12 protein-coding genes are annotated in these 15,284 nt (G+C 64.6%); all 12 read left to right on the top strand.

The features are described 5' to 3' along the window. The first annotated feature begins 42 nt into the window (after positions 1-42). The 12 genes from BM154_RS12150 to BM154_RS12095 all read left to right on the top strand — a co-directional run bounded on the left by BM154_RS12150 (position 43) and on the right by BM154_RS12095 (position 15,276). The gene (locus BM154_RS12150; RefSeq protein ID WP_074883860.1) at positions 43-840 is read left to right on the top strand and encodes an undecaprenyl-diphosphate phosphatase; all 798 of its coding nucleotides are present in this window, start codon (positions 43-45) and stop codon (positions 838-840) included. Positions 841-1,524: 684 nt separating this feature from the next. Next, positions 1,525-2,529, top strand: coding sequence for an AraC family transcriptional regulator (locus BM154_RS12145; protein ID WP_074883855.1), 1,005 nt, complete (start codon positions 1,525-1,527; stop codon positions 2,527-2,529). A gap of 182 nt (positions 2,530-2,711) precedes the next feature. Next, on the top strand, positions 2,712-3,740 hold the full coding sequence (locus BM154_RS12140; protein ID WP_074883852.1) for a histone deacetylase family protein: 1,029 nt from the start codon (positions 2,712-2,714) through the stop codon (positions 3,738-3,740). A 41-nt stretch (positions 3,741-3,781) separates the two neighbouring features. Then, entirely contained in the window at positions 3,782-4,882 is a 1,101-nt protein-coding gene (locus tag BM154_RS12135; protein WP_074883849.1) for a polyamine ABC transporter substrate-binding protein, read from the top strand. 296 nt (positions 4,883-5,178) lie between these two features. Beyond that, a complete protein-coding gene (locus BM154_RS12130; RefSeq protein ID WP_083414554.1) occupies positions 5,179-6,084 on the top strand; it encodes a metal ABC transporter substrate-binding protein in 906 nt (301 codons plus the stop codon). Then, a complete protein-coding gene (locus BM154_RS12125) occupies positions 6,084-6,965 on the top strand; it encodes a manganese/iron ABC transporter ATP-binding protein (RefSeq protein ID WP_074883846.1) in 882 nt (293 codons plus the stop codon). The genes BM154_RS12130 and BM154_RS12125 overlap by 1 nt, the downstream gene beginning before the upstream one ends. Further along, on the top strand, positions 6,965-7,819 hold the full coding sequence (locus tag BM154_RS12120) for a metal ABC transporter permease (protein WP_167364682.1): 855 nt from the start codon (positions 6,965-6,967) through the stop codon (positions 7,817-7,819). Before BM154_RS12125 ends, BM154_RS12120 begins: the two co-directional genes overlap by 1 nt. A 2-nt stretch (positions 7,820-7,821) precedes the next feature. Next, the gene (locus BM154_RS12115) at positions 7,822-8,652 is read left to right on the top strand and encodes a metal ABC transporter permease (protein ID WP_074883840.1); all 831 of its coding nucleotides are present in this window, start codon (positions 7,822-7,824) and stop codon (positions 8,650-8,652) included. Between the two features lie 35 nt (positions 8,653-8,687). Next, positions 8,688-9,452, top strand: a complete 765-nt coding sequence (locus BM154_RS12110) for a hypothetical protein (protein ID WP_074883837.1) — start codon at positions 8,688-8,690, stop codon at positions 9,450-9,452. A 168-nt stretch (positions 9,453-9,620) separates the two neighbouring features. After that, on the top strand, positions 9,621-11,564 hold the full coding sequence (locus tag BM154_RS12105) for a methyl-accepting chemotaxis protein (RefSeq protein ID WP_074883834.1): 1,944 nt from the start codon (positions 9,621-9,623) through the stop codon (positions 11,562-11,564). Positions 11,565-11,760: 196 nt separating this feature from the next. After that, positions 11,761-13,704, top strand: a complete 1,944-nt coding sequence (locus BM154_RS12100) for a methyl-accepting chemotaxis protein (protein ID WP_074883831.1) — start codon at positions 11,761-11,763, stop codon at positions 13,702-13,704. 432 nt (positions 13,705-14,136) lie between these two features. After that, on the top strand, positions 14,137-15,276 hold the full coding sequence (locus BM154_RS12095) for an ornithine cyclodeaminase family protein (RefSeq protein WP_074883827.1): 1,140 nt from the start codon (positions 14,137-14,139) through the stop codon (positions 15,274-15,276). Positions 15,277-15,284: the final 8 nt, after the last annotated feature.

The raw sequence follows: 15,284 nt of genomic DNA, 5'->3' as shown, positions 1-15,284 counted from the left end.
ACCCGCAGTCCGCATCCGTCAGCGCCCTCATTAAGGAACCCCATGGATTGGCTACACCTGCTCGTTCTATCGCTCATCCAGGGCGTTACCGAATTCATCCCCGTCTCCTCCTCCGCCCACCTGATCCTGCCCTCACAACTGCTGGGCTGGCCGGACCAAGGCCAAGCCTTCGACGTCGCCGTGCATGTCGGCACCCTGATGGCCGTGGTACTCGCCTTTCGCCAGCAGATCGCCGCCATCGTCAGCGGCTGGCTGGGCCATGTGCTGCAGCGCCGCGCCAGCCCGGAAAGCCGCATGGGCTGGATGATCATCCTGGCGACCATTCCGGCCGCCGTGGCCGGGCTGGTGTTCGAATCGCTGATCGAGCAGTACACCCGCTCCATGCTGGTGATCGGCACCACCACCATCTTCTTCGGCCTGGTGCTCTGGTGGGCCGACGTGAAAGGCAGCCGCGATGCTGACATGAGCCGCATGACCTGGCGCCATGCCCTGCTGATCGGCCTCGCACAGATGCTCGCGCTGATCCCCGGCACTTCGCGTTCGGGCATCACCATGACCGCGGCGCTGATGCTCGGCTTCGATCGCAAGAGCGCGGCGAGCTTCTCCTTCCTGCTGTCGATACCGCTGATTCTCGCTGCCGGCAGCCTCAAGGCGGTGCACCTGATCGAACAGGGCGGCGGCGCGCACTGGGGCGACATGGCCTGGGGTATCGGCCTGTCGTTCGTCTCGGCGTTCCTGTGCATCAAGCTGTTCCTGGCCGCGCTGGATCGCGTCGGCATGCTGCCCTACGTCATCTACCGCCTGATCCTCGGCACCTTCCTGCTGTTCGTGGCGCTGTAAGAACCTGCTCACGATCTTTCACTCCAGGTTCGCCGACGTTGGCGGCTAAGTGGCGTAAGCGGCCGGTCGGCCGATTTGGTGCTCCTCATGCCCCAGAATTATCAGGCGACACCAATCGCCCCTTCAGGAGGCCGGGCGGAATCTTTGCGTAGAGGGTTGAGCGACATGGATGTCGCGAGAGCCGCGATGGGCCATGGATGGCCCTTCGTGGGGGGCCGCCTAGGTCGGGCCCTCGGAGCGAGGATGGAGCAAGGGAACCCCAGCGAAGCTGGGGCCGTATGCCGGGGCTAGACCTTTTGGTTTCTTTTGGCGGGGCCGGCCATCCGGGCGATGCCAAAAGAAACCCGCTCGACAGAGCGGAACCGAACGTATCCACAACGCGATAAAGCGGGCAAGCCACAGCTCACGCATAGCGTGTGGGACGTAAAGAGCTCGCGGCTAAAGCCCCTCCCACGAATTCCGCGAACGTCCGCTTTTGCCTTGTAGCTGCCGCGTCATGCGCACAAGGATCTTGAACAGTTTCTGAGCACTGGTCGAGCGCCGGCAGGCAAGCAGGCTGGCCCGGCGTTACCTTCTCCTACATCCGCGCGCCGCGTTGCCCAGCGAAACGCCAGAGCGGGCGACGCCGGCTACGGGCATGCTTATTGCCTGACTCTCGGATCCGTTACGAGAAGGCGTGCCCCCATGCAGCACTCCCAGCTGACCACCCTCCACGCCGTCGTCCTGGCCCTGGACACGCTCTGCCAGGACGGCGCCTGCATCGACCAATTGCTGGCCGGCAGCGGTATCGCCGCGGCTGATCTGCAGCGTCCGGAGATGCGTATCAGCATCGCCCAGGAGCGCCAGGTGTTTCGCAATGCCACCACCCGCTGCCAGGATCTCGGCCTGCTGCTGGGCCGGCGCATGCATGTATCGTCCTACGGGTTGCTGGGCTTCAGCCTGCTGTCGGCGGCGAGTCTGGGCGAAGCCTTGGAAGTGGCGTTCAGTTTTCCCGCCTTGCTAGGCACGCTGTTCACCCTGCACTTGCGCCGCGATGGTGCGCAGGCATGGATCGAAGCCAGCGATTACCGCGATGCTGCAGAGCTGGCGACCTTCAATACCGAGTTTTGTCTGTCGTCGCTCAAGCTGATCTGCGATGACCTGCTAGGCCGCCCACTGCCGTTGACGAGTGCTCGTTTCACGCACAGGGCACCCCGCTACCAGCGCCAGTACACGCGTGATTTCGCCTGCCCGGTGCAGTTCAACGCCGCCGCTAATGTCATCGTCTTCGACAGCGCCTGGCTGGATCGCCGCTTGCCGCTGGCTGACCCGGTGACGCACCGCGACACCCTGCAACGCTGCCGTCAGCTGAACCGCGAGTTCCTCTCTCACCAGGCGCTGATCAGCCGCGTGCGCCAGCTGCTTGCCAGCCAATTGCCCGACTCGCCGGGGCTCGACGGCCTGGCGCGCCAGCTGCGCTACTCCTCACGCACTCTACGCCGGCAGTTGCAGGAAATGGGCACCAGTTACCAGAGCCTGCTCGACGAGCTGCGCTTCGAACAGGCGCGGCGCCTGCTGGGCGAAGAGCGCCTGCCCATCGCGCGTATCGCCGAAGCCCTGGGCTACAGCGAGACGGCCAGTTTTCGCCACGCTTTCCAGCGCTGGAGTGGCACCTCGCCGAGCCGCTACCGGCGCCCGGCCCTGGCTTGACCGCCAGCTGCCAGCAGCCAATCGCCAGCCACGGTGCGCGCCGCCTGACGAGCCAGGCGCACCGATCCGGCTCGCCACTGCGCCATTTCGTGGCCATATCTATCCCCTTTTGGCCGCTCCGCTCATTTCCCTGGCGCCGAAATGCGACCAAGAATGCAGCTACCACAAGCGGAGGGCCGAGCATGCGCACCATCTATAGCGATGACCATCACCTGCACCACGGACGCTGTGAAATCATCGACGGGGAACTCAAACCCTGCTTCGAGATGCCGTCACGAGCCGACCACGTGCTGGCGCGCGTACGCCAGCAAGGCCTCGGTGAGGTATTGGCGCCAAAGGACTTCGGCCGCGCACCGATCGAACGCATCCATGATGCCGACTACCTGCGTTTCTTCGAAGGCGCCTGGGCGCGCTGGACGGACATGGGCCGCGACGGCGACATCCTGCCCTTCACCTGGCCGGCGCGCACCTTGCGCAGCGTGCTGCCGGACACCCTGCTCGGCCAGCTGGGTTATTACAGCTTCGACGGCGGCGCGCCGATCACCGCCGGCACTTGGCAGGCGGCCTGGAGTTCTGCCCAGGTCGCCCTCAGCGGCCAAGCGCTGATCAGCGATGGTGCCGACAGCGCCTTTGCGCTGTGCCGCCCGCCAGGTCATCACGCTGCCGGCGATCTGATGGGCGGCTACTGCTACCTGAACAACGCGGCCATCGCCACCCAGGCGTTTCTCGACGGGGGCTGCAAGCGAGTGGCGATCCTCGACGTGGACTACCACCACGGCAACGGCACGCAGTCGATCTTCTACGCACGCAACGATGTGCTGGTGGCCTCCATCCATGGCGACCCGTCCTTCGAATTCCCGTTCTTCCTCGGTTACCACGACGAGGTCGGCGAAGGCGCCGGCGAGGGCTTCAACCTCAACCTGCCGCTGGCCGCCGGCAGTGGTTGGGATCGCTGGAGCGCGGCACTGGAACAGGCCTGCACGCGCATCGCCGCCTACGCCCCCGAGGTGATCGTGGTGTCGCTGGGCGTGGACACCTTCAAGGAAGACCCGATTTCCCAGTTCAAGCTCGACAGCCCGGACTACCTGCGCATGGGCGAACGCATCGCCCGCCTCGGCAAGCCCACCATGTTCGTGATGGAGGGTGGCTACGCCGTCGAGGAGATCGGCATCAATGCGGTGAACGTACTGGAAGGTTTCGAAGGCGCCTGAGCCTGCTGCCACTAACTGACGTTTCAAGGGAGTACACGACGATGAAAACCTTCCAAACCCTGGCTTGCAGCGCCCTGTGCGGCGCCGCCCTGCTGGCCAGCAGCGCCATGGCCGAGGCGCGCGAGCTGCGCGTCTACAACTGGGCCGACTACATGCTGCCGCAGACCCTCAAGGACTTTCAGCAGCACAGCGGCATCAAGCTGACCTGGGACACCTTCGAGACCAACGAGGCCCTGGAGGCCAAGCTGCTCACCGGCAACTCGGGCTACGATCTGGTGGTGCCGTCCAACATGTTTCTCGACACCCAGATCAAGGCCGGTGTGTTCCAGAAGCTCGACAAGAGCAAGCTGCCCAACTGGAAACACCTCGACCCGGCACTGCTCAAGCTGCTGGAGACCAACGACCCCGGTAACCAGTACGGCGTGCCCTACATGTACGGCACGGTGCTGATCGGCTACAACCCGGACAAGGTCAAGGCAGCGCTCGGTGAGAACGCGCCCGTGAACAGCTGGGACCTGGTGTTCAAGCCCGAGAACATGGAAAAGCTCAAGCAGTGCGGTGTGACCATGCTCGATGCGCCCAACGAGATCCTGCCCATCGCCCTGCATTACCTGGGCCTGCCGCCGAACAGCACCAACCCGGACGATTACGAGAAGGCCACCGAGCTGTTGATGAAAGTGCGCCCCTACGTGACCTACTTCCATTCGGCCAAGTACATGACCGATATCGCCAACGGCGACATCTGCGTGGCCATCGGTTATTCGGGCAGTTTCTACCAGTTCGCCAACCGCGCCAAGGAAGCCGGCAACGGCGTTACGGTCGAATGGCGCATGCCCAAGGAAGGCGCGCCGATCTGGTTCGACACCTTCGCCATTCCGAAAAGCGCCAGGAACGTCGAGGAAGCCCATGAATTCATCAACAACCTGCTCGATCCAAAGGTCATCGCGCCTATCAGTGACTTCCTCGGCTACCCCAACCCGAACAAGGATTCCATGCCACTGGTGGACAAGGCGATCAGCGAGAACCCCGACCTGACGCCAACCGCCGAAGCACAGAAGACCCTCTACAGCGTCGAGCCGCTGCCGCAAAAGATCGAACGGGTACGCACCCGTGCCTGGACCAAGATCAAGAGCGGCAGCTGAGCCACCTCCCTCCCCAACGACCCCGCGCCAGGCGCGGGGTCTGCATTCATGGCAAGCGCTGCGACCCGTTTGTCTGAACCTGCCAGGCGCACAGCCGCTCACATACAGACACCGCGCGGCTATGCTCGAAGGGTCAGCTCAAAAAGCCCTCTAGAGCAGCCGAGACAGGCTGCGCAATAGCAAAAATTCAATACTGATAATAGTTTTCATTAGCGTCGTTTTGTCGCTAGAGTGGCAACCCTGTCCGGGGTCACCCTGCCGGTGACATAGATCGGTCAAGCCATACGAGGATAGAGATGTTCAATCGGATCCCCTTGCGCACCAGTGCCCCCTTGTTTGCCGCCCTTCTTGTCTGCCTGCTGCCGCAACTGGCCTCCGCCGAGGGCAAGTTCAAGGTGGTGACCACCTTCACCGTACTGGCCGATATGGCCCGACAGGTAGCAGGCGACGCCGCCGAGGTAGAGTCGATCACCAAGCCCGGCGCCGAGATCCACAACTACCAGCCGACCCCTGGCGACATCCTCAAGGCCCGCGATGCGCAGTTGATCCTGCGTAACGGCATGAACCTGGAGCAGTGGTTCGAGCGTTTCCTGCAGCGCCTGCAGGGCGTGCCCGCGGTGACCCTCAGCGAGGGCGTCGAGCCGATCGGCATCGCCGAGGGCCCCTACAGCGGCAAACCCAACCCCCATGCCTGGATGTCGCCGGATGCGGCGATGATCTATATCGACAATATCCGCGATGCACTGGTCGAGCACGATCCGGCCAATGCCGACACTTACCGGCGCAACGCCAAGGCCTACCAGACGCTGATCAAGTCCACTGTCGGGCCGATCCGCGAGCGCCTGCAAAAGGTGCCCGAAGAGCGCCGCTGGCTGGTATCCAGCGAGGGTGCATTCAGCTACCTGGCCCGCGACTTCGGCCTCAGGGAGCTGTATCTGTGGCCGATCAATGCCGACCAGCAAGGCACCCCGCAACAGGTGCGCAAGGTGATCGACGCGGTGCGCGCCAACCGGATTCCGGCGATCTTCAGCGAAAGCACCATTTCCGCCTCCCCGGCCCAGCAAGTGGCCCGCGAGACCGGCGCCAAGTACGGCGGCGTGCTCTATGTCGACTCGCTCAGCGAGCCGAGCGGCCCGGTGCCGACCTACCTCGACCTGCTGCGCGTTACCTCGCAGACCATTGCCGACGGGCTGGCCGAATAATGCCCAACGCTCTGCACGAAGAAGACAGCCTGGGCGGCATCCGCGTCGATGGCATCAGCGTCACCTACCGCAACGGCCACACCGCCCTGCGCGACGCCAGCTTCGCGAGCCCCGGTGGCAGCATCACCGCCCTGGTGGGCGTCAACGGCAGCGGCAAGTCGACGCTGTTCAAGGCCATCATGGGTTTCGTCAAGCTGGCCCAGGGCAGCATCAGCGTGCTCGGCATGCCGGTGCGCGAGGCGCTGAAACGCAACCTGATCGCCTACGTGCCGCAGAGCGAAGACGTCGACTGGAACTTCCCGGTGCTGGTCGAGGACGTGGTGATGATGGGCCGCTATGGCCATATGGGCCTGCTGCGCCGCCCCAAGGCAGCCGACCGTGAGGCGGTGGACGCGGCCCTTGGCCGGGTCGGCATGGGCGAGCTGCGTAAGCGGCAGATCGGCGAGCTGTCCGGCGGCCAGAAGAAGCGCGTGTTCCTGGCCCGCGCTCTGGCCCAGGATTCAAGGGTGATCCTCCTCGACGAGCCGTTCACCGGTGTCGATGTGAAAACCGAAGACGCCATCGTGCGGCTGCTCGGCGAGTTGCGCGACGAAGGCCGGGTGATGCTGGTGTCCACCCACAACCTGGGCAGCGTGCCGGAGTTCTGCGACCGCACCGTGCTGCTGGCTCGCACTGTGCTCGCCTACGGCCCGACCCAGTTGGTGTTCACCCGCGAGAACCTGGAGCGCACCTTCGGCGGCGTGCTGCGCCACTTCGAGCTGCCGGGCGAAGACCAGCGCGCGTCGCCGCTGATCGGCATCATCACCGACGACGAGCGCCCCCTGGTGCTGTACGACGGCAAGTCGACCATTCGCGGCCGCGTCGACGACAAGGATCCATAGTGTCCAGCCTGCTCGAACCCTTTTCCTACGGCTACATGGTCAATGCCATGTGGGTGTCGACCCTGGTCGGCGTGGTCTGCGCGCTGCTCTCGGTTTACCTGATGCTCAAGGGCTGGTCGCTGATCGGCGACGCCCTGGCCCACTCCATCGTGCCCGGCGTGGCCGGCGCGTATATGCTCGGCCTGCCCTTCGCCCTCGGCGCATTCGGCGCCGGCACGCTGGCCGCCGGCGCCATGCTGTTTCTCAACCAGCGCAGCAAGCTCAAGGAAGACGTGATCATCGGGCTGATCTTCTCGTCGTTCTTCGGCCTCGGGCTGTTCATGGTCTCGCTGTCGCCCACCTCGGTGAACATCCAGACCATCGTGCTCGGCAACATCCTGGCCATCACCCCGGGCGACACCCTGCAGCTGCTGCTGATCGCCGGCATCACCCTGGCGGTGCTGGCGCTGCGCTGGAAGGATCTGATGGTGGTGTTTTTCGACGAGCACCACGCGCGCTCCATCGGCCTGAGCCCGACACGCCTGAAGGCGATCTTCTTCATCCTGCTGTCGGCCTGCACCGTGGCGGCGATGCAGACGGTCGGCGCCTTTCTGGTCATCGCCATGGTCGTCACCCCGGGCGCCACCGCCTACCTGCTCAGCGACCGTTTCGAGCGGCTGCTGCTGATTGCCGCCTGCATCGGCGGGCTTTCCAGCTTTATCGGCGCCTACGCCAGTTACTTTCTCGACGGCGCCACCGGGGCAATCATCATCGTGCTGCAGACGTGCGTGTTCCTGCTGGCGTTCGTCTTCGCCCCCAAGCATGGCCTGCTCGCCGCCCGCCGGCGCGCCGCCCAGGCCAGGCTGGAGATCTGACCATGGACCTGCTGCTCCTGCCGCTGCAAATCGACTTCATGCAGTACGCCCTGCTGATCGCCGTGCTGGTAGCGATCCCAGCCGCGCTCTTATCGTGCTTCCTGGTACTCAAGGGCTGGGCGCTGATGGGCGACGCCACTGCTCACGCGGTATTTCCCGGCGTGGTGATCGCCTACATGGTCGGCCTGCCCTACTCCCTCGGCGCCTTCGTGGCCGGCATGCTCTGCGCCATCGCCGCGGGTTACCTGAAGGAAAACAGCCGGATCAAGCAGGACACCCTCATGGGCGTGGTGTTCTCCGGCATGTTCGGCCTGGGCCTGCTGCTCTACACGCAGATCCACAGCGACGTGCACCTGGATCACATCCTGTTTGGCGACATGCTCGGCATCGGTTGGGCGGACTTGCTGGAGAGCGGCCTGATCGCCCTGGCGGTCAGCGCCTTCATTGCCCTGAAATGGCGCGACCTGCTGTTGCACGCCTTCGACCCGGTGCAGGCACGCACCGTCGGCCTGCCGGTAGGCCTGCTGCACTACGGCCTGCTGGCGGTGATGTCGCTGACCATCGTCGGCGCCCTCAAGGCTATTGGCATCGTGCTCACCGTGGCGCTGCTGATCGCCCCGGGCGCCATCGCCTTCCTGCTCACCCGCACCATGGGCGCCATGCTCATCACTGCCGTGGCCATTGCCGTCGGCGCGGCGGTGAGCGGCGTGTACCTGAGTTTCTTCATCGACAGTGCACCGGGGCCGACCATCGTGGTGCTGCTCAGCGCGCTGTTCGCCGGGGTGTTCATTTATTCCAGCCGGCGCGAGCGCACGAGCGCGGCGAAGCTGTAGAATCCGCAGCGCCTCCACGCTCGACAAGGAATGTCATGCTCAAGCCCCGCCTGATCATGCTGACCGGCTGCCTGGCACTGGTCGCCTGCAGCACGCCCGCACCACCCGCTGCGCCAAAGACAAGCGACGAACTCGCCCAGGAACACTTCACTCGCCTCGCCATGCAGGCCCTCTACGGTGTAGGCCGGAGAGCCAACCCCGCCTGGCGCCAGGCCAGCCTGGAAGTGCGCTTTATCATCGATCGCCAGAATCAGGTCATCGATTGCCAGGCCAGGCCGGTCAGCAAATCCAAGTTGTCCGATGGCCTGCCCTTCAACCCGCAGGTGGCCGAGCGGATGAATCGCCTTTGCTGGCAGACCGTACTGCCGCCGATGCCCAGCAAGCTGATGGACGAAGGCCCGACCACCGAGCTGATCGCACCCTTGCTGTTCCCCGAGCAGGCCTCGGATCCGCAAAGCCATGCTCGCGAAGCCGCCCAGTACGCGCGCAATGACTACTTCTGGCAGCAGCTGTTCGCCAACCGGACCCTGGACAGCATTGGCAGGGCTCGCCTGATTGGTATCCTCGATGCGCAGCACAACGTCAGTGCCTGCCAAGTGATCATCGAGCCGCACCCCATGCGGCGCCGCGAATTCAAGCAGGACAACGACCTGCTCGAACATCTCGGCCAGGCCTGCTCGCGCCTCGATGATGTGCCGCTGATTCCCGGGCAGCCCGTCAATGCCCAGGGCCAATACGTGTTCAGCGTAACGCTCGACTACTCGCCATGGCGAGCCAAGGCACTTCTGTCAGGTAGCTGAGCAGGCCGACAGGGCAAGCGACTCAGATGCCTACATCTATGGCATACCGAATACCAATAATGTAGGCTCACTGCGCCGGTGAAAATAGCGAAAAGCCAGCATCGAACCCTGCGCTTCGTGACCGCTCTTGCCCAATAACAACATCCATCGCCCGAGCAGGAACCCTCCGTGAACATCAAACAAAAACTTACCTGGGGCTTTGCGGCCATTGCCTGTGTGCCCGTGGTGCTGGTCGCCATCGTGGTCGTCATCAACCTGCGCGAGCAGGCCCGGGAGGACTTTCTCGACAGCAGCAGCCGGGAGATTCGCCAGATCGACAATGCGATGAACCAGTTCTTCGACGCCATCGCCCAGAACGTCGAATACCTGGCCAAGAGCGACCTGCTGCGAAACACCGAGAACCTGAAGAACTACAGCGCAGCAGACGCCGCGCAAGTACCATTGCCGTCCAGCAACCAGGCGTTGCTGCATGGCCTGAACCAGTTCGCAGCCAGCCACCCGACCACCGCCTACCTGCAGGTGGGTCACCAGGATGGCGGCTACCTGGTCTGGCCGGACGATCCCAAGCTCAACAGCTACGACCCGCGCCAGCGCCCCTGGTACAAGGCCGCCATGGCCGCACCCGGTCAGATCGTGCGCACTCCGGCCTACTACTGGGCGCCCGATGACGTGGTGTTGATGGGCACCGTACACACCCTCGACAATGCCCAGGGGCAGCCGCTGGGCGCCATCGGCCTGGACGTGTCGCTCAAGCAGCTCACCGACCTGGTCAAGCAGATCAAGCTCGGCGAAAGCGGCTACCTGATGCTGCTGGAAAACAGCGGCAACGTGCTGGTCGACCCACGCGATGCCGCGCACAATTTCAAGCGCCTCGACGAACTGGGCGACGGCTATCGTCAACTTGCCAGCGTGACCGGTGGCTTTGCCGAGGTCGAGCTCGACGGCGTGAGCTACATGGCCAACGTCTGGTCATCGGAGAAACTGGGCTGGCGCTTTATCGGCCTGATCGAGCGCAGCGAAGTGATGGCCAAGGCCACCAGCCTGACCTGGCAGATCGGCGTGATCGCTGCCGTGCTGGCGGTTCTGTTCGCCATCGTCGGTGCCAGTTTCGCCGGGCTGATCGTCAAGCCGATCCGCAGCGTGGCCGGCGGCCTGGAAGGCATCGCCCAGGGCGAAGGCGACCTGACCCGCAGCCTGGATGTACGCGGCAACGATGAAACCGCCCTACTGGCGCGCTGGTTCAACCAGTTCCTGGGCGCCATTCGCACCCTGGTACAGCGCATCGGCAGCGCTTCGGCGGACTTGCAGACCGCTTCCGACGCCACCACCCGCGTGGCCCTGGACATGAACGACGCAGCGGTGCGCCAGCGCGAAGCCGTGGAGCTGGTGTCCACCGCCTTCAACGAAATGGTCGCCACCGCCAACGAAGTGGCCCGCTCCTGCAGCCAGGCGGCCAGCTCGGCGGACTCCGGCCAGCGCCAGGTGCATGGCGGCCAGCTGCAGATCGACGAAGCCACCGGCAGCGTCACCCAGCTCAGCGAGAACCTGCACAAATCCGCCCAGGCCATGCAGGTGCTGGAACAGGACAGCAAGAACATCAACGCCATCCTCGACACCATTCGCTCGATCGCCGAGCAGACCAACCTGTTGGCCCTCAACGCCGCCATCGAAGCAGCCCGGGCCGGTGAGCAGGGCCGGGGCTTCGCGGTGGTCGCCGACGAGGTGCGCGCCCTGGCCAAACGCACCGCGGATTCAACGGGTGAAATCGACGGCCTGCTCGGCGGCCTGGCCAAGCGCACCCAGGAGGTCACCAGGCAGATGCAGAGCAGCCTGAGCATGTCGCAGCAGAGCGTGGAGCGTATCCAGCAGGCCCGCGACAGCTTCGAGCAGATCCGTGCCTCGGTGGACGAAATCCGCGACCAGAACAGCCAGATCGCCACCGCCGCCGAGGAGCAGCACCAGGTCGCCGAGGACATCAATCGGCACATCGCGCAGATCCATACCGATGCGCAGCTGGTCGAGGAGCTGGCCCATTCGGCGCGCAGCGACTCGCAGCGCCTGGAAACGCTCTCCGGCGAACTCAACGGGCTGGTCCGCCGCTTCCGGACCTGATACTTCCCTACCGCCGTCTACCCGCCCGCCACGCCCGCCCATCATGTAAAAAAACGTGACGGGCGGGTGCTCAAGTTTGTATCCGCCACGCCGACTCAATGTTCACAGCGACTGCAAATTTGCCAGCCGCCTTTTCTGCCTGCTTCTAAGCTGTAAAAACCCAACAAAAACGCTTTACCACCCTGCAGGAACCACCGTGAACATCAAACAGAAACTCACCTGGGCCTTCGCGGCCATTGCCTGTGTGCCCGTCGTTCTGGTCGCCGTCGTGGTGGTGGTCAACCTGCGCGAACAGGCGCGGGACGACTTCCTGGACAGCAGCAGCCGCGAGATCAGGCAGATCGAAAACGCCATGAACCAGTTCTTCGATGCCATCGCGCAGAACGTCGAATACCTGGCCAAGCACCCGGCGGTGCGCAACGCCGGCGAGCTGAAGAACTACTCGGGCACCGATGCGGCGTCGATTCCGCTGACCGATGAGAACAAGGCGTTTCTGGACATGTTCGGTCAGTTCGCCGCCAGCCACCCGAGCACTGCCTATCTGTCACTCGGCAAGGCCGACGGCGGCTATGCCTCCTGGCCGGACGATGCCAAGCTCACTGGCTATGACCCCCGCGTGCGCCCATGGTACAAGGCGGCCATGGCCGCGCCCGGCAAGACCGTGCGCACCGCCGCCTACTACTGGGCGCCCGACGACGTGGTGCTGATGGGCACCGTGCGCACCGTCGACAATGCCCAGGGGCAGCAGGTCGGCGTGGTGGGCCTGGACGTGTCGCTCAAGCAGCTCACCGAACTGGTCAAGCAGATCAGACTCGGCGAAAGCGGCTACCTGATGCTGCTGGAAAGCAACGGCAACGTGCTGGTCGACCCGCGCACCCCAGAGCATAACTTCAAGCTGATCAGCGAGCTGGGCGACGGCTATGCGGAGCTGGCCGGCGTCGAGAGCGGCCTGGTCGAAGTCGAGCTCGGCGGCGTGTCCTACATGGCCAACGTATGGTCGTCGAAGAGCCTTGGCTGGCGCTTTATCGGCCTGATCGAGCGCAGCGAAGTGATGGCCAAGGCCACCAGCCTGACCTGGCAGATCGCGGTGATCGCCGCGGTGCTGGCGGTGTTGTTCGCCATTGTCGGCGCCAGCTTCGCAGGATTGATCGTCAAGCCGATCCGCAGCGTGGCCGGTGGCCTGGAAGGCATCGCCCAGGGCGAAGGTGATCTGACCCGCAGCCTGGACGTGCGCGGCAATGACGAAACCGCCCTGCTGGCACGCTGGTTCAACCAGTTCCTTGGCGCCATCCGTACCCTGGTGCAGCGTATCGGCAGCGCCTCGGCGGACCTGCAGACTGCCTCGGACGCCAGCACCCGCGTGGCCCGGGACATGAACGACGCCGCCGGCCGCCAGCGCGAAGCCGTGGAACTGGTGTCCACCGCCTTCAACGAGATGGTCGCCACTGCCAACGAAGTGGCCCGCTCCTGCAGCAACGCCGCGTCGTCAGCCGACTCCGGCCAGCGCCAGGTGCACGACGGCCAGTTGCAGATCGACGAGGCCACCGGCAGCGTTACCCAGCTCAGCGAGAATCTGCAGAAGTCCGCCCAGGCCATGCAGGTGCTCGAGCAGGACAGCAAGAACATCAACGCCATCCTGGACACCATCCGCTCGATCGCCGAGCAGACCAACCTGCTGGCCCTCAACGCGGCCATCGAAGCGGCGCGCGCTGGCGAGCAGGGCCGAGGGTTCGCGGTGGTCGCCGACGAAGTGCGCGCGCTGGCCAAGCGTACCGCCGACTCCACCGGGGAGATCGACGGCCTGCTCGGTGGCCTGGCGCGCCGCACCCAGGAGGTGACCAAGCAGATGCAGAACAGCCTGAGCATGTCGCTGCAGAGCGTGGAGCGCATCCAGCAGGCCCGCGACAGCTTCGAGCAGATCCGCACCTCGGTCGACGAGATCCGCGACCAGAACAACCAGATCGCCACCGCCGCCGAGGAGCAGCACCACGTGGCCGAGGACATCAACCGGCACATCGCGCAGATCCATACCGATGCGCAGTTGGTCGAAGAGCTGGCTCATTCGGCACGCAGCGATTCGCAGCGCCTGGAATCGCTGTCCGGTGAACTCAATGGTCTGGTGGGGCGTTTCCGAACCTGACCCTGCCAAGGCGCAAGCGCCCCGCTTGCGCCTCGTCGCCGCCGTGCCCTGCAGGTCATGGCGGCCGCTGCTCAACAGCCCGGCTCGCAACGACGGGCGATCACCCTTCCCTACAAGCGCCTGCTCAGCCCCCGTACGAGGGCGAGCGCGTCTGCATGATGGCCGCTTCCAAGCCGCCCCAAAAGTGTGCACCGGGCAACCGGACGCCCTCTTAACAGTGGCCGATTTGGGCTAACTGGCCCAGCCGCGACTTACCTACCATCGATTCGGCCCGACTGGTTCTGCCGTGGCATTGCGATGCGAATGCCCATTGCCGGCAGACATCCATTGCTCCAGCCGCGCACGGCACGTCCAGCGACGTTCAGGCATGCCGAGCGCTGCAGCTAACACCCCCGTTGTGCCAGGCCCGCACTTCCGACCTCGAGAAATGCCATGACAACTCATACAAGAATCGACTTCCTCTACCTCTCCGAGCAGGACATGATCCGCGCCGGGGTGACCGACATGCTCGCCTGCGTCAATACCATGGAAGAGGTGTTCGACCTGCTCTACAAGGGCGACTATCGAATGGCCGGCGCCAACAATGACTCCCACGGCGCGCTGGTCTGCTTTCCCGAAGACTCACCCTTCCCGAACATGCCTCGCCACGCTGCCGATCGCCGCATGATGGCGATGCCTGCCTACCTGGGTGGCAGCTTCCGCACCGCCGGCGTGAAGTGGTACGGCTCCAACGTCGAGAATCGCGAGAAGGGCCTGCCCCGCTCGATCCTGATGTTCACCCTGAATGACGTCGACACCGGTGCGCCGCTGGCGCACATGTCGGCCAACCTGCTGTCGGCCTACCGCACCGGCGCCATTCCGGGGGTGGGCGCACGCCACCTGGCCCGCAAGGATTCACGGGTGGTCGGCCTGCTCGGCCCGGGCGTGATGGGCAAGACCACCCTCGCCGCCTTTCTGGCCGTCTGCCCGCTGATCGACACCCTCAAGCTCAAGGGCCGCAGCCAGAAGAGCCTCGAGGAGTTCATCGACTGGGTTACGCAAACCTACCCGCAGATCACCACCATCGAGGTGGTCGACAGCATCGAAGACGTGGTGCGCGGCTCGGATCTGGTCACCTACTGCACCTCCGGCAGGACCGGCAACCCCAGCGAGTACCCGCTGGTCAAGCGCGAGTGGGTCAAGCCCGGCGCCTTCCTGGCCATGCCGGCCGGCTGCAACATCGACGAGGGCATGGAACAGCACGACGTGCGCAAGGTGCTGGACAACATCGGCCTGTACCAGGCCTGGTACGCGGAGTTGCCCAAGCCTGCCCACAACCACGTGCCGGTGATCGGCGTGCACTTCATGGACATGCTCGAGGAAGGAAAGCTGAGCCTCGAACAGCTCGAGGACATCGGCAAGATCATCGCCGGCGAAGCGCCCGGCCGTCGTAACGACGAGGAAATCATCATCATGTCGGTCGGTGGCATGCCTGTCGAGGACGTGGCCTGGGGCACCGTGGTGTACCGCAAGGCGCTCGAACTGGGCATCGGCGTGAAGCTGAACCTCTGGGAAACCCCGGCCCTTCGCTAATCCCCCTT

Origin of the sequence: Phytopseudomonas argentinensis, assembly GCF_900113905.1 — a bacterium.
Taxonomy (GTDB): Bacteria; Pseudomonadota; Gammaproteobacteria; order Pseudomonadales; family Pseudomonadaceae; genus Aquipseudomonas; species Aquipseudomonas argentinensis.
Note: the sequence above shows the minus strand (reverse complement) of the source record. Positions and strands in the feature narration are given on the sequence as shown.

Coding starts and splice junctions, on each gene's coding strand:
- BM154_RS12150 (WP_074883860.1), top strand. CDS start 43: ATGGATTGGCTACACCTGCTCGTTCTATCGCTCATCCAGGGCGTTACC.
- BM154_RS12145 (WP_074883855.1), top strand. CDS start 1,525: ATGCAGCACTCCCAGCTGACCACCCTCCACGCCGTCGTCCTGGCCCTG.
- BM154_RS12140 (WP_074883852.1), top strand. CDS start 2,712: ATGCGCACCATCTATAGCGATGACCATCACCTGCACCACGGACGCTGT.
- BM154_RS12135 (WP_074883849.1), top strand. CDS start 3,782: ATGAAAACCTTCCAAACCCTGGCTTGCAGCGCCCTGTGCGGCGCCGCC.
- BM154_RS12130 (WP_083414554.1), top strand. CDS start 5,179: ATGTTCAATCGGATCCCCTTGCGCACCAGTGCCCCCTTGTTTGCCGCC.
- BM154_RS12125 (WP_074883846.1), top strand. CDS start 6,084: ATGCCCAACGCTCTGCACGAAGAAGACAGCCTGGGCGGCATCCGCGTC.
- BM154_RS12115 (WP_074883840.1), top strand. CDS start 7,822: ATGGACCTGCTGCTCCTGCCGCTGCAAATCGACTTCATGCAGTACGCC.
- BM154_RS12110 (WP_074883837.1), top strand. CDS start 8,688: ATGCTCAAGCCCCGCCTGATCATGCTGACCGGCTGCCTGGCACTGGTC.
- BM154_RS12095 (WP_074883827.1), top strand. CDS start 14,137: ATGACAACTCATACAAGAATCGACTTCCTCTACCTCTCCGAGCAGGAC.